The sequence below is a fragment of the Bradyrhizobium sp. AZCC 1678 genome (genome assembly GCF_036924765.1).
In the GTDB taxonomy this organism is placed as follows: Bacteria; Pseudomonadota; Alphaproteobacteria; order Rhizobiales; family Xanthobacteraceae; genus Bradyrhizobium; species Bradyrhizobium algeriense.
The window spans coordinates 1,900,675-1,914,484 of record NZ_JAZHSE010000001.1; the positions used below are offsets into that span (position 1 = coordinate 1,900,675).

Consider the following 13,810-nt stretch of genomic DNA (forward strand, 5'->3'; position numbering starts at 1 on the left):
GAGGTTTCGCACGCCGTTTTCCCATGGCATGATCGGCCCCAGAATGAACAAGGGATTCGCATGCGCATACTTCACTGGGCCATTTTAATCAGCGCCGTCATCTGCTCCAGCCCCACTTACGCCGCCCGCTGCGGCGGCGATTTCAACACCTTCGTGGCGGCGATGTCGCAGGAAGCCGCCGCGGCTGGCGTTTCGCAGGCCGTGATCAGCCAGGCGCTTTCAGGCGTCACGCAGGACCCGGCAGTGCTCGCCTTCGACCGGCGACAGCGCGGCACCTTCAACAAGACGTTCGAGCAATATGTCCCCACCCGCGTCGGTCCGGGGCGGATCAACATCGGCCGGCAGATGCTGCAACGGCACGGCTCGCTGCTGGCGCGCATCGAGCAGAAGTTTGGCGTGCCGCCGGAAATCGTGGTCGCGATCTGGGGGCTGGAGTCCGATTACGGCAAGGGCGACATCGGCAAGATGCCGGTGATCCGCACGCTCGCTACCATGGCGCATGATTGCCGCCGCACCGAACTGTTCCAGGGCGAGTTGCTGGCGGCGCTGAAGATCGTGCAGCGCGGCGATCTCCCCTTGCGCGATTTGATCGGCGCCTTCGCCGGCGAAATCGGCCAGACGCAATTTCTGCCGTCGTCCTATATCAAATACGGCGTCGATTTCGACGGCAACGGCCATGTCGATTTGCGCCACAGCGTGCCCGATGTTCTGGCCTCCACCGCGAACCTGCTGCACACGAGCGGCTTCAAGGGCGGCGCACCGTACGGCGAGGGCACCGCGAATTTCGAAGCTATGCGCGAATGGAACAGGGCGACGATCTACCGCAAGACGATCGGGTATTTTGCCGACAGGCTGGTGGGGCGGTAAGAGCCTCGTCGCTTCCTTACTTCGTAGGACCTCCTAGCTTTCGTCAAGGAGCTGGGCGTCCTTGAATGACGAGCGTAGCGCCGTGCTCGCCGCCGTCCAGGACGCTCCGCGCCGGCTACGCCGGTGCCGATGGCATCCTGGACAGCGTCTGCGCGCGTCGCTGTCGGGTTCGGCAGGTCGGGACGAAGGAATGGTCGCAAGCGGCCGAACCAAGGAATGAGGCTTACTGTTTGACGGAGATCTGCGAACTCCCGCGGTTGGCATCATACAGGGTCCGGCTCTTGAGGGTCGAGCATAGAGCCGAGAGCAGGCGATCGCCCACGCTACGCAACGCACGTGCATGGCCGTGGCCGCGCTGCCGCAAGGCATCATAGCGGCGCCGCGCGGCAGCATCGTGCTGGATGGCAACGCGCGACCAATGATGAACGGCGGTCTGCAGCCTCCTGTTGCAGGCGTGGCGGCGGATCACGAAGCGTTGTTTGCCGCTTTGCCGCGTCACCGGAGCAACCCCTGCCAGCGCACGCAAGGCGTGATAATCTCGGGCCTGCAGCGGCTGCGCTGCCTCGGTGAGCAGTGTGGCGAGAACAATCCTGCCGATTCCCGGCCAGGAGCGAAGGATTGCCACGTCACACTGCTCACGGCTCTGCCCCGACGGGCTCTCCTCGTCCGGTGCCGCGAGCCCGGCGCAGAGGCCGTCCAGGGCGTTGTGGGCTTCCTTGATCTGCTGATTGACCAGGTGCATGCGCGCCGCGAGACTGCGGATATGCACGCAAGCGGCCTCCGTCGTGCCTGGGGCGACGAACAAGGCCGTCTTGCGCAAGGTCTGCAGCACGGTGGCGGCATCGAGACGCCGGATGCGGTGGTCCTTGAGGATGCGCGCAACCGTCTTCTCCGTTACCTTCGCGGCGGCGGCGGGGGTCGGCACCTTTTGCCACAGCGCCAGGAACCAGTCGTCCCCGACATCATCGGCTAGTTCGGTCGCCTGCGGATAGTAGCGCCACAGCTGCTGACGCAGACGATTGGCCAGACGCGTCCGTTCCTGCTGCAACTCGTCCACGAGGCGCGACCACTCGCGCAGCTCGATCACCACCGGATTGTCGATCGCAAGCTGCCGGAAGGCTTTCCGATCGGTACGCAGTGAGTCTCCAAGGACAAGGGCGTCTCGGCTGTCATCCTTGGCGCCTGCGACTGTGAAGCGATCGCGGAAACGATCGAGCTGCTTGGGATTGATGGCAAAGACCACAAACCCGTGCTCGAGCAGCATCTCCACCACGGGACCATGCGGCATCTCGATCGCGACGGCGATCTGCCCCGGCGCAGCCCCGGTCTTCTGCAGCAACCAATCTCGCAGTTCCGTCAGTCCGGCTCCGCCATGGGCGAACTCCCGCTCGCCCATGCGTCCTCCTTCGCTATCAAGCAGGCAAACGCGGTGGCTCTGTGTTGCCCAATCGATCCCGACAAACCAACGCACATCCTCAACCATTACTGGACCTCCTCGCTTCTCAAAGCGGGCCCACTGCGATCCCGATCGATCCCTGTACTGGCGCTCTTGGCGCAAACCTCCTAGTGGATATTGATCGCAGCCGCTCCACCGGGGCGCAGGTCCTACGAAGGTGGCTCATAGCACGGGTGGGTCAGGCAGCTCCCGGCAGATCGGCCCGTGCAGCCAGTCTACATCAACGACTGGTGCCGAACGCCAGAAGGGTACAGGGTGGGTAGAGCGAAGCGAAACCCATCATCAAGCGCCGGCATTGATGGGTATCGTTTCGCTCCACCCATCCTACGAAGGGACGCCATCCGCACGCCAGCCTCACTTCCCCTTCTTCTCCGCCGTCTTCCCAATCCGCTTCGCCAGCGCCGCCCAATACGTCGCCGGACGAAACCGTTGCAACAGATCCATGAACCACGCGTCGTTGCCGATCAGAATGCGTGGCTGGTTTTTCTCGATGCCGGTGATGATGCGCTGGGCTGCAACCGGCGGCGTGGTCTTGGCGATCGCATCAAACCGATCGATCGATTCGGCGCGGCGCGCATTGTCGGTGATGCCGGCGCCGGTGCGGGAGTTGCGCACGATGTTGGTCAGCACGCCGCCGGGATGCACCACCGACAGCTTCACCGGGCTGTTCGCGACAGCCAGTTCATGCCGCAGGCTTTCCGAAAAGCCCCGCACCGCGAACTTGGCCGCGCAATAGGCGGTCTGGCCGGGCGGGGCGATGATGCCGAAGATCGAGGAGACGTTGACGATATGCGCCTCCGGCTTGAGCGACAGATGCGGCAGGAACGCGCGCGTGCCGTGCACCACGCCCCAGAAATTGATGTTGATCAGCCATTCCATCTGCGCCTGGTCGACCTCGTTGAAGGCGCCAAGGAGTGCGACGCCGGCATTGTTGATGACGATGTTGAGCCGGGGGTGGGCGGCAATGGCGGCTTGCGCGAATTGCTGGATCTGGGCGGGCTCGCCGACATCGACGCGGTGGATCGATACCTTGCGCGTGGCCACTTTGGCGATCTCGGCGGCCACCTGCTGCAGCCCGGCCTCGTCGCGGTCGGCGAGCGCCAGGTCGCAGCCGCGCGCGGCCAGTTCCAGCGCGAGCGCGCGGCCGATGCCGCTGGCGGCGCCGGTCACGGCGGCCGCGCTTCCGGATATTGCAGTCATTGGGATGGGCTCCATAAGGATCGAGAAAGAAGGCGGGTTCCGCAACTTTCGCAAATTGGAACTGAACAATAAAGCGCTTCGAGCCTTAACGTCGACTAGCCGACATAGTCGACTAGCCGACATAAAAGACGCCCTTAACCGGCACGATCATTTTCGAGGAGGCCACCATGGGACAATCAAAACCATATCGCGCGACGGCCCTCATCGTCGAAGACGATCCGATGCAACGGGATATGATTTGCCTGCTGCTGGAAGAGAGCGAGGTCGATGTCATCGAATGCGAGAGTGCGGAGGCTGCCGAGCTGGTGCTGGAGCGCGTCGCCGATAGCCTGGTCCTGATGATGACCGACGTGCAGCTTGCCGGCAACATGGACGGGGTCGAGCTCGCGCACATCGCCAGGAAGTACAATCCCGAGATGGGGGTGATCGTCACCTCAGGCAAACCGCTGCATCAGGAATTGCCCGATGGCGTCCAGTTCTGGTCCAAGCCGTGGGCGCCGCTCGACGTGATCCGCGAAGCGGAACGGATGGTGTATGAAAGGCGCCGCCACAACGAGGCCGAGCGGCGCCCGCGTTCGTAAGCAGCCGCGGGTGCCCGTGCTTCCACGTCGGATGCCGCCGTGGTAATGGCAGGGCATGACGCTGTCGTTTCTGTTGACCTCGCTGATCGTAGTCGCCTCGCCCGGCACCGGCGTGCTCTATACGCTCGCGGTGGCGCTGACGCTGGGAGCGCGGCCGAGTGTTGCGGCGGCCTTCGGCTGCACGCTCGGCATCCTGCCGCACATGCTGGCCGCCATGCTCGGGCTTGCCGCGGTGCTGCATACCAGTGCCCTGGCGTTTGCCGCGCTGAAATGGTGCGGCGTGGTCTATCTGCTCTACATGGCCTGGCAGGCGTTGCGCGAGACAGGCGCGCTGTCGATCGACACGCGCCCGGCGGCGGCCACCCGCTCCAGCCGGCGCGTCATCGTGACCGCGATCCTGATCAACATCCTCAATCCGAAATTGTCGATCTTCTTCCTGGCCTTCCTGCCGCAGTTCATAGCCGTCGACGAGCCGCACCCGTTGGCGCGGATGCTGGAATTGAGCGCGGCCTTCATGGCGATGACGTTTGCGGTGTTCGCGGTCTATGGCCTGTTCGCAGCCTCGCTGCGCGACCGCGTCATCACGCGCCCGAAGGTGATGGCCTGGCTGCGCCGGAGTTTTGCGGCGGGATTTGCCGCACTCGGCGCCAAGCTGGCGCTGGCGGAGCGCTGAAATTTTCCCGTGGCTCCATCCGGGCTACGCGTTCGCGTGTACCAAAACCAAAAAGGCGGGCCTGCGGCCCGCCATTCTCCAAATTGCACCCGGAGTTGGGAGCCCGGGCGGAGCTGAGCACTCCACCCGGGCCAAAATTCACTTCTTCTTCGACTTCTTGGCCTTCTTCGCCTTGGCCTTCTTCGCCTTCTTCGCTTTCTTAGCCATAGTATCCTCTCAAGGTTTTCATGGATTGAAACGCGACACCGAGGCATGCTTGGCGGAGGGCCAGCCTCGCAACATCCTCGATGACAATCCCAGCAGATTCGCAGGCCCATGCCGCGTGCTGTCATGGCGTTGTCATCACGTTATCCACAGTTGTTATGCATTTTGATGCGATTTTTTGCCGAAACGCGCCTCGTCACCGCCGTTCGCATCGCGCGCATCATGCTTAACGATGTCCCAATTTCGACGATCTTCATCAATTCAAAACCACGGTTTGGATTGGCCGGCGGCAGTCAGGGTCCGTTAAGCGTCGCGGATGCACCTTGTCCCGCAAGACGACGGGACGAGACAACAACGATCGTCGTGGGAGAAAGCCCGAGGCGGAAGTCTTGAGCGGTCGTTAGGCAACTGGGGAGACGGGACGCGCGCGTCCCGGGGTCGCGATGCTGAGCGTTCCGACGCTTTGGACGGTGTTCGTCATCAATTTTCTCGCGCTGGGCCTGATCTGGGCCTACGTCATGCGCAGCTATCCGTCGTTCGAAGCCGCGCGGTTCTGGACCGGTTCGGCATTCGTTGCGGCGGCCGGCGCGGCAATGGCGATGCTGCGCGTGACTTTCCTGGATTCACTGGTGCCGCTGCTGTTTGCCGGCACCGCGTTGATCCTGGCGATCTGCCTGGCTGCGATGGGTATCCGCAAGTTCTTCGATCAACCGGTTTCCTGGCGCCTCACCGTGCTGGTCACCGGGCTTGGCGCAGCCGGATTGTGCTTTTTCACTTTCGTCTACGACAGCGTGCCCGCGCGCATGACCGTCTTCACGATCGCCCAGGCGCTGCCGATGGTGCTGAGCCTGAAGCTGTTGCTCGGCCGGCACGAGGGGCGCGTCAATCCGGGCGCGCGGCTCGCCGGCGTCGTCACCATTCTCATCATGGCCATTTTCGTCGCCAGGTGGATCGGCGCGGTGACCAGCGCGGGCGGCGGATTCTCCTATATGCATTTCAACCCGGTGCAATCGGTCGTCATCCTGGTGCTGGTGTTCCTGTCGATGTCGCTGAATTTCGGCTTCCTGCTGATGGCGATGGACCGCCTGCGCAACGAGGTCGCGGATCTTGCGCTGCTCGACGATCTCACCGGCGTCGGCAACCGCCGCTATCTGCTGCAGCGCCTCACGGAGGAATGCACGCGCTCCGAACGCTCAGGTCAGCCGTTCGCGCTGCTGGTGATCGATCTCGACGGCTTCAAGGGCATCAACGATACCCACGGCCACGCCGCGGGCGATGCCTGCCTGCAGCATTTCACCCTGATGGCGCAAACACGCCTGCGGCCCGGCGACATGCTGGCGCGGACCGGCGGCGACGAGTTCTGCATCGTGCTGCCGTCCTCGACGCTGCGCGAAGGCGCCATGATCGCGCGCCGCGTGCTGGAGGTCTGCCGTGTGGACGCCGAGCAATGCGCCGGCAACGACATTCCGATCGCGGTCTCGATCGGCGTCGCGCAATGGGCCCGCGAGATGGGCGCCTATCCCGACCGCCTGATTGCGGCCGCCGACCATGCGCTGTACGACGCCAAGAAGGCCGGCCGCAACGGCTTTGCGACCTACGACCCGGCGCCGCCACTGGCGCCCGAACCCGCAACGTCGGGAATAGCGGATATCGGCCTGCGCCAGCGGGCCTGAGACGTGCTACTCAGGTCCGTCACTGGACCTCGATCATGAATTTTCGTCTCGTCGCGGCCGCACTGTTCACCCTTCTGTTTCCGGCTTGCGCCGCCGCGCAAACGCCCGACCTCGCCGCGATCGCGCGCGCGTCCGGCACACCCGATATTCCCGGCCTGAAGATGGTATGGCTCGCGCCATGGGGCGACCTCGCAAAATCTCATCCCTGGCGCAACATCATCGTGCACCAGACCGAAGGGCCGGCAGGCTCCGCGCGCGGCGGCGCGCAGGCGCAGTCGAAGAACCCGACCCGGCGCGGCGTCATGGTCTGGGTCGAAACCGACGGCACGGTGTACTGGGCGGTCGCCGAACATCTCGTTCCGACCCATGGTGACGGCGCGAACCGCAACGACAACAAGTATATCGACAACGGCCCGACCTATCGGCAGGTGATCGGCAACAATTCGGTCGGCGTCGAATTCGCCGGCAATTTTCCCGACGTGACGCGCGTGCCTACCGAAGCGCAGGTCGCGGCGTGGCGAATTCTGGTGAAGGTGCTGCGCGCGCGTTACGGCATTCCGCTCGATCGCGTCTATGCGCACAACTGGATCGACTACAAGGACGCCCGCTATTGCGAAGGCTGCGCGCTGGCAAAGATGGCGCGGGAGTGGGGGGAGTAGCGATCGTCCGATTGATTGACCGCCGGTCGGTGTTCTTATCCTCCCCTGGAGGGGGAGGATCGGGTCGCATGCAATGCGAACCGAGGTGGGGTGACGGTCTCTCCACCCGTACACTGTCGGACGTGGAGAGACCGTCACCCCGCCCCGTCTCACATTGCGCTACGCTCCATGTGAGCCGACCCGCCCCCTCAAGGGGCGGGTGGAGCTTCGCCCGCAAGTCGCTTGCAAACGCATCCCCCCAAAAACAAAAAGCCGGCGTTGCCGCCGGCTTTCGTCAACTGTTACCTCGATCGCGCGATCAGAGCGCGGCTTCGAGCGCTTCCGCTTCCTGCCGGGCAATCGTGCCCTTGACGGCCGACTGCACCTTTTCGAAAGCGCGCACTTCGATCTGCCGCACGCGTTCGCGCGAGACGCCGAATTCGGCGGCGAGGTCTTCCAGCGTCATCGGCTCTTCCGCCAGGCGCCGCGCCTCGAAGATGCGGCGTTCGCGCGGGTTGAGCACGCCGATGGCGCCGTTCAGCGCCTGACGGCGATGATCGAACTCCTCATGCTCGGCCATCACGGCTTCCTGGTTGGGCGAGTTGTCGACCAGCCAGTCCTGCCATTCGCCGGCTTCACCGTCGTCGCGGATCGGCGCGTTGAGCGACGCGTCGCCGCCGAGGCGGCGGTTCATGTCGACCACGTCCTGATCCGTCACGCCGAGGCGCTTGGCAATCAACTTCACCTGGTCGGGGCGGAGATCGCCCTCGTCCAGCGCGGAGATCTTGCTCTTCGCCTTGCGCAGGTTGAAGAACAGCTTCTTCTGGTTCGCGGTGGTTCCCATTTTCACGAGTGACCAGGAACGCAGAATGTACTCTTGTATCGACGCCTTGATCCACCACATGGCGTAGGTAGCGAGACGAAAACCCTTCTCGGGCTCGAACCGCTTGACCGCCTGCATCAGGCCGACATTGCCTTCCGAGACGACCTCGGAAATCGGCAAGCCGTAGCCGCGATAGCCCATGGCGATCTTGGCCACGAGCCGGAGATGGCTGGTGACAAGGTGATGTGCCGCGTCGCGATCGTCATGTTCGCGCCAACGCTTGGCGAACATGTATTCCTGCTGGGGCTCCAGCATCGGGAATTTGCGGATCTCGGCGAGGTATCTGGAAAGGCCGGATTCTCCATTGAGAACCGGCAACGTAGCTGTACGGGCCATTTGAGCGCCCTCCAGTGGTTCAGGCCCCCGATAGCGGCGGGCCCGGCAGGTGATCGCTGTGTTAAAGCCGACCAGGCTGCGATGTTCCGCGCTGGATATTCAGCGCAGGTGCAACATACCCGAAAACGAACAAATAGGGAAGGAATACTGACGTCACGTCACCGTGTGGCAGCTATAACCTGTTGGTATAGCTTGTCTTTTCAGAATGGCCTGCGTCATAGCGCCGCTTCCAGCGCCCTTTGCAGGAGGAGCAAATCCTCCGGCAGGGCCGCCTCCCAATGCAAAAATTCCCCGGTTCGGGGGTGTTCCAGGGCGAGCAGGTAGGCGTGCAGCGCCTGCCGGCCGAGGGCGGTGAGTGCATCCTTACCTTGGGGTCCGAGCTGCCCGGCCTTGGTCTTGAAGTGCGGGCCATAGACGGCATCGCCCATCAGGGGGTGGCCGATATGGGCGAGGTGCACCCGGATCTGATGGGTCCGCCCGGTCTCGAGCTGGCAGGCCAAAAGCGAGGCGACCGGCTTGCCGTCGCGCCCCTGATACGCCGCCTGCAATTCCCAATGCGTGACCGCCTCGCGTCCGCCCGGGCGCACCGCCATTTTTTCGCGCGCATAAACATGCCGGTCGATCGGCGCGTCGACCGTGCCGCGCTGGCGGTTGGGCACGCCCCAGATGAAGGCCATGTAGCCGCGCTGCATCGGGCCGGTACGGCCGTGATCGGCGAATTGCGCGGTCAGCGACTGATGCGCCTGGTCGTTCTTGGCGACCACCATCAGCCCGGTCGTGTCCTTGTCGAGCCGGTGCACGATACCCGGCCGCCGCACGCCGCCGATGCCGGAAAGGCTCGCGCCGCAATGGGCGATGAGGGCGTTCACCAGCGTGCCGGTCTCGTGCCCCGCGGCCGGATGCACGACGAGGCCCTTCGGCTTGTCGATGACGATGATGTCGTCGTCCTCAAAGACAATATTAAGCGCGATATCCTCGCCCACAGGCTCCGGCGCCACCGCTTCGGGCACGTCGATTGTGATCGTATCGCCGGCAGTGACATGATAAGCGGGGTCGCGGATGGGGGCGCCTTTGGCGGTGACGGAACCGGCCAAGATCAGCGCTTTCAGCCGCGAGCGCGACAGTTCCGGGCGGAGCACCGCGAGCACGCGGTCGAGGCGGGGCGATCCCTCGTCGCCGCCGACGATAACCTCCAGCCTTTGACCGCCGTTAGATAAGCCTTGTTCCAAAGCAGAGCCTTGCATGACCGATACCGTTGCGCCCGAACCGACCCCCGACCAGGCCGCGCTGATCGCGCGGGTGCGGCGGATGATGCTGATCGCGGGCCTCGACCTCGGCCCTCGCGGTGGCCGTGGTCCTGATCGCCGTCGGGTACCGTCTTTACCGGGGAGAGGGAAGCCCCGCGGCAGCCGCGACGGACATTATCGCAACCCTGCCCAAGGGCGCCCGCATCGTCTCGACGGCGGTGGCCGGCGAGCGGCTGGTGCTGACGCTGGATATAGCCGGGGTGACCGAAATCCGCACCTTCGACGCCAAGACGCTGAAACCGGCCGGAAAGCTCAAATTCGCCAACGAGCCCTGAAGCCTGCGCGATCGGCCCGAAATGCCCGGGGGGCCGGCCAGAGGACGCCAGGCAACAGGTTTACCCAACCGTGCGAAGGCCGTCAGACTTGCCTTGCCCACCGCACATTTCGCGGCTATTCCCTCTGGCACACGCTCCCTTCGTCTAGCGGTTAGGACGCGGCCCTCTCAAGGCTGAAACAGGGGTTCGATTCCCCTAGGGAGCGCCACGGGCTTCAGGACGCCGTCGCACGGGTGTTGAAGTCGCCCCTGCCCAAATTGGTCTTCCTGAAAAAGTCGCTGGGAGAACGATTGATTTGCGAAGGGGCAGGCCCGTCAGCATTGGTCCAAAGCGTGTTGAGGTCACGTTAAGCTCCGAGCCGGCTGTCAACTTCTCGGCCGTTACATGGCAATCCTGATTCCCAGCCTCGGCTTCGCGCGCTTCGACACCCGCGGCGAGCTGAGACTCGCTGAGCGCCTCAAGGACTTCCTCGAAGAGAACGCTGTCGTTTGGCACAATCTCCCGGTAGGCCCGCGCAGCCGGCATCCGGACTTTATCATCGTTCACCCAGCAAATGGCCTGCTCGTGCTTGAGGTGAAGGACTGGCGCCTGGAGTCAATCGTCTCGGCCGACAAGGCAAAAGTCGAACTGCTGACGAGCCGCGGCATCGTGCGGGAGAGCAACCCCCTGGAGCAGGCTCGCAAGTACACGTTCGAGGTCGTGCGCACGCTGGAGCGCGATGGCCAACTACTGTTCCCGGCCGGTCACCGCTGCATGGGCAAATCCATCCTTCCGTTCGGCTTCGGGGCCGTATTCACCAATATCACGCGCAAGCAGTTCGATCAGACTAATCTCAAGGAGGTACTCGCCGAGCATCTATGTGTGTTCAAGGATGAAATGACGGAGGGCGCGGACCCTGAAGAATTCCGGTCCAGATTGTGGCGCATGGTTTATCCGCGTCTCGGAGAGCCTCTGTCGATGCCGCAGTTCGACCGGCTGCGCGCGCTGCTCTTTCCCGAAATCCGCATACGACAGATTGCCCTGCCTCTGGACGAACCGATGGTGCCCGATCCATCCGACCGGACGCTTGCAGTGATGGACATGCATCAGGAGCAGATCGCACGCAGCTTGGGAGAGGGGCATCGAATTATTCGCGGCGTTGCTGGATCGGGCAAGACGCTGATCCTTGCCTTTCGAGCCGAACATCTGGCGCGTGCGGCGACAAAGCCGGTACTCATCCTGTGCTACGCCAATGGCATCGCTGGGCGACTTGAGGACACCATGCAGAATCGGGGCGTGGAGGACCGTGTTCAGGTCCTTACCTTTCATGCCTGGTGTTATCGGATGCTGCGGACTTATGGGATTCCCGCTCCATCGGAGCGAGAATATCCAGACTACGCAAAGCGACTGGCTGCGAGCGTTTCAGAGGTCGTAAAGGCTGTGGATCAGGGGCATATCCCAACGGAACAGTATGACGCTGTCCTGATCGACGAGGCGCACGACTTCGAGCCGCAATGGCTCGCGCTTGCGGCCAAGATGGTGAACCCGCGCACGAAGGCGCTGATGGTCGTCTACGACGATATACAGGCTATCTACAAGGGACGTGAGCGCCCGGTGTGGAAACAGCTCGGAATTGAAGCGACGGGCAGAACGACCGTACTGAAAGTCAACTACCGCAACACGGCCCAAATCGTTGCCTTTGCGCGACGCTTCGCTTCAGACGTGATCGGCGCTCCGGGCACGACGGCCGATGATGAGCACCCGATCTTGTTGCCCGAAGATGCGGGTCGGCAGGGACTGGTGCCAGACGTGCGGCAGTGTGTGAGCATCGACGCAGAAGCTCACTGCGTCGCCGAGTGGTTTCTCGGGCGGAAAAAGGCGGGGTACGAGTGGCCGCAAATGGCTTGCCTTTATCCGGAGCACTGGATTGGGGAGCGGGTCGCTCAGGTACTCACCAAGCATGAAGTGCCGATCGATATGGCCAAGAACAACAAGAACAGAGTTTCGACGAAGCGTGTAGCCGTGCGGTTGTTGAGCATGCACACCGCGAAGGGGCTCGAGTTTCCGTGCGTCGCTATTGCAGGGTTGGGCTTGCTCGGCCGCCATGGCGAGGCGGTCGAGGAATGTGTTCGACTGACATATGTTGGGGTTACCCGGGCGACCCACGAGGCGCTTTTGACCTACTCAAGTGACTCGGCGCTGGTGCAGCGTTTGATCGCGTAGACTGCGATGTTTAAATTCAATGTATCAACGTACTATTCAGAACCCATTACAGTGACAGTGCACAAACTCTCACCCTCAGTTGAGTGCACTGCCACCGTAATCCCCCAAGCTCTTCATTCGGGACGCTTGGCGAATTCCTCGCCGGCAATTTGCACCGCCCGTTGCACGACGGGATAGCCGCTATAGGGAACGAGGTTGAGAAGGATTTCGAGCACCTCCTTACGGCTCGCGCCCGCATTGAGTGCCGCATTGATGTGGACACGCAGCGGGACTTCCGCCGTCTTGGTCGCGACCGCAGCCAGGGCCGCGCAGGCCGTCAGCTCGCGGGTCTTGGGATCGAGGCCTGGTCTTGAGAAAACGTCGCCATACGAGTGCTCGACGATCATCCGACCGATATCCGGTGCAATGTCGTCGAAGCTGCGGATGACCGCTTCACCGGATGCTCCGGAGGTCTGTGCAAGTGTCGCGAGCCCGCGCTCCCGGCGCAGCTCCCGGCTCTCGGACAACTGCGCCGCCGCAGATGGCGCCGTGATCGCTGTAGCGCCACGGTCTGCCGAAAAGGCCCGTTGGGCGAGACCGAAAGCGTTGTGTGCGGCGGGAAATCCGGCATAGACGCTGAGCTGCATCAGCGCCTCGGCAATCTCTATGGGCGACAGGCCCTGCTTGAGGGCGGCTTTGAGATGGAAATCGAGAGCTTCGTCGCGGTTGCCGATCGCCGCCAGCATCGAGATGACGGCGAGGTGCTTGGCCTTCGGTTCCAGCCCTTCGCGCGACAAGGCCTCGCCGACGGCGAATTCAATCGACCAGCGTGCGAGGTCCGGCGAGACCGCCTCGAGAGGCAGCAGATGGCCTTCGCCGTTGACCGCCAAGAGGGCTTCGAGGCCGCGCCGGTATCGCTGCGTTCCGTCGTCGCTTGCCGGTGGCGGGGCCTCGAAGGCGATGTGTCGCTCCTGGAATATCTCGCGCGCCAGGAAGATCGAGTCGATGGCGGAGGGGAAGCCGAGGATCGCCACGGATACGAACAGCAACTCCACCAAATCCTGCGGTCTCCCCCCGGCGTTGAGGAAGCCCGTCATATGAAACTTGAGCTGCGGCTGGACGCTGCCCAACGCCATCAAACAAGAGACGGTGCAAATCTGCCGCAGCGGCAAATCCAGTCCCGGACGGGAGAGAATATCGCCATAAGGGTATTCGATCGTAAAACGCGCCAAGTCCGGCGACGCCTCTGCAAGGCGTTTGATCGGCAAGTCAAAACCCTCGCCGCCGATCTGCTGGAGAACCTCCATGCCGCGTTCGAAACGCTCGCCGTTCGCTTCTTGAGTCATGGTCTGTTGGATGCTCCCTGAAGAGGTTTCGGGCGTTTCATGACTTCGGCCATGCAACGCGATAGATATTGCCGCTGCCCAATGTCCCGACCAGAAGATCGCCATTGGCGGCCCGGCCCAATGCGACGGCGCTGCCTGATAGGTCATAGACGACCGATTACCGATTACGGCGACAGTGCTGGACTGCACC

At 63.2% G+C, this 13,810-nt stretch carries 11 protein-coding genes, 1 tRNA gene and 1 pseudogene; 8 read left to right on the forward strand and 5 right to left on the reverse strand.

The features are described from left to right. Window positions 1-60: 60 nt before the first annotated feature. Window positions 61-867 carry a lytic murein transglycosylase gene (locus tag V1294_RS09070; RefSeq protein WP_334496482.1) on the forward strand — a complete coding sequence of 269 codons (807 nt, stop codon included), beginning with the start codon at window positions 61-63 and terminating at the stop codon, window positions 865-867. 223 nt (window positions 868-1,090) lie between these two features. Here V1294_RS09070 and V1294_RS09075 read toward each other — a convergent pair whose 3' ends face one another. Beyond that, window positions 1,091-2,350, reverse strand: coding sequence for an IS110 family transposase (locus V1294_RS09075; protein ID WP_334494766.1), 1,260 nt, complete (start codon window positions 2,348-2,350; stop codon window positions 1,091-1,093). 327 nt (window positions 2,351-2,677) lie between these two features. After that, window positions 2,678-3,523 carry an SDR family NAD(P)-dependent oxidoreductase gene (locus V1294_RS09080; RefSeq protein WP_334496483.1) on the reverse strand — a complete coding sequence of 282 codons (846 nt, stop codon included), beginning with the start codon at window positions 3,521-3,523 and terminating at the stop codon, window positions 2,678-2,680. 167 nt (window positions 3,524-3,690) lie between these two features. Here V1294_RS09080 and V1294_RS09085 point away from each other — a divergent pair, with 167 nt between their 5' ends. The 4 genes from V1294_RS09085 (at window position 3,691) to V1294_RS09100 (ending at window position 7,313) form a co-directional block, all read left to right on the forward strand. Beyond that, entirely contained in the window at window positions 3,691-4,104 is a 414-nt protein-coding gene (locus V1294_RS09085) for a response regulator (protein ID WP_334496485.1), read from the forward strand. Window positions 4,105-4,159: 55 nt separating this feature from the next. Then, the gene (locus tag V1294_RS09090) at window positions 4,160-4,777 is read left to right on the forward strand and encodes a LysE family translocator (RefSeq protein WP_334496486.1); all 618 of its coding nucleotides are present in this window, start codon (window positions 4,160-4,162) and stop codon (window positions 4,775-4,777) included. A 647-nt stretch (window positions 4,778-5,424) separates the two neighbouring features. Beyond that, window positions 5,425-6,654 (forward strand): GGDEF domain-containing protein, encoded by a 1,230-nt coding sequence (locus tag V1294_RS09095; RefSeq protein WP_334496487.1) that lies wholly within the window; start codon window positions 5,425-5,427, stop codon window positions 6,652-6,654. A gap of 32 nt (window positions 6,655-6,686) precedes the next feature. Continuing rightward, window positions 6,687-7,313, forward strand: coding sequence for a peptidoglycan recognition protein family protein (locus V1294_RS09100; protein ID WP_442895434.1), 627 nt, complete (start codon window positions 6,687-6,689; stop codon window positions 7,311-7,313). A gap of 298 nt (window positions 7,314-7,611) precedes the next feature. Here V1294_RS09100 and rpoH read toward each other — a convergent pair whose 3' ends face one another. Continuing rightward, window positions 7,612-8,511, reverse strand: a complete 900-nt coding sequence (rpoH, locus tag V1294_RS09105; protein ID WP_334477275.1) for an RNA polymerase sigma factor RpoH — start codon at window positions 8,509-8,511, stop codon at window positions 7,612-7,614. Between the two features lie 215 nt (window positions 8,512-8,726). Further along, complete coding sequence (locus V1294_RS09110) at window positions 8,727-9,755, reverse strand: RluA family pseudouridine synthase (RefSeq protein WP_334496489.1); 1,029 nt, start codon at window positions 9,753-9,755, stop codon at window positions 8,727-8,729. Between V1294_RS09110 and V1294_RS09115 the strand changes: the two are divergent. From V1294_RS09115 to V1294_RS09125, 3 genes and pseudogenes are all read left to right on the forward strand, one after another. Continuing rightward, window positions 9,754-10,093, forward strand: a pseudogene (locus V1294_RS09115) (hypothetical protein). The gene V1294_RS09110 and the pseudogene V1294_RS09115 overlap by 2 nt on opposite strands. Window positions 10,094-10,226: 133 nt before the next feature. Continuing rightward, window positions 10,227-10,301, forward strand: a tRNA-Glu gene (locus tag V1294_RS09120). 176 nt (window positions 10,302-10,477) lie between these two features. Continuing rightward, window positions 10,478-12,295 carry a DEAD/DEAH box helicase gene (locus V1294_RS09125; RefSeq protein WP_334496490.1) on the forward strand — a complete coding sequence of 606 codons (1,818 nt, stop codon included), beginning with the start codon at window positions 10,478-10,480 and terminating at the stop codon, window positions 12,293-12,295. A 113-nt stretch (window positions 12,296-12,408) separates the two neighbouring features. Here V1294_RS09125 and V1294_RS09130 read toward each other — a convergent pair whose 3' ends face one another. Beyond that, entirely contained in the window at window positions 12,409-13,725 is a 1,317-nt protein-coding gene (locus V1294_RS09130) for a carboxymuconolactone decarboxylase family protein (protein WP_334496491.1), read from the reverse strand. Between the last annotated feature and the right edge of the window lie 85 nt (window positions 13,726-13,810).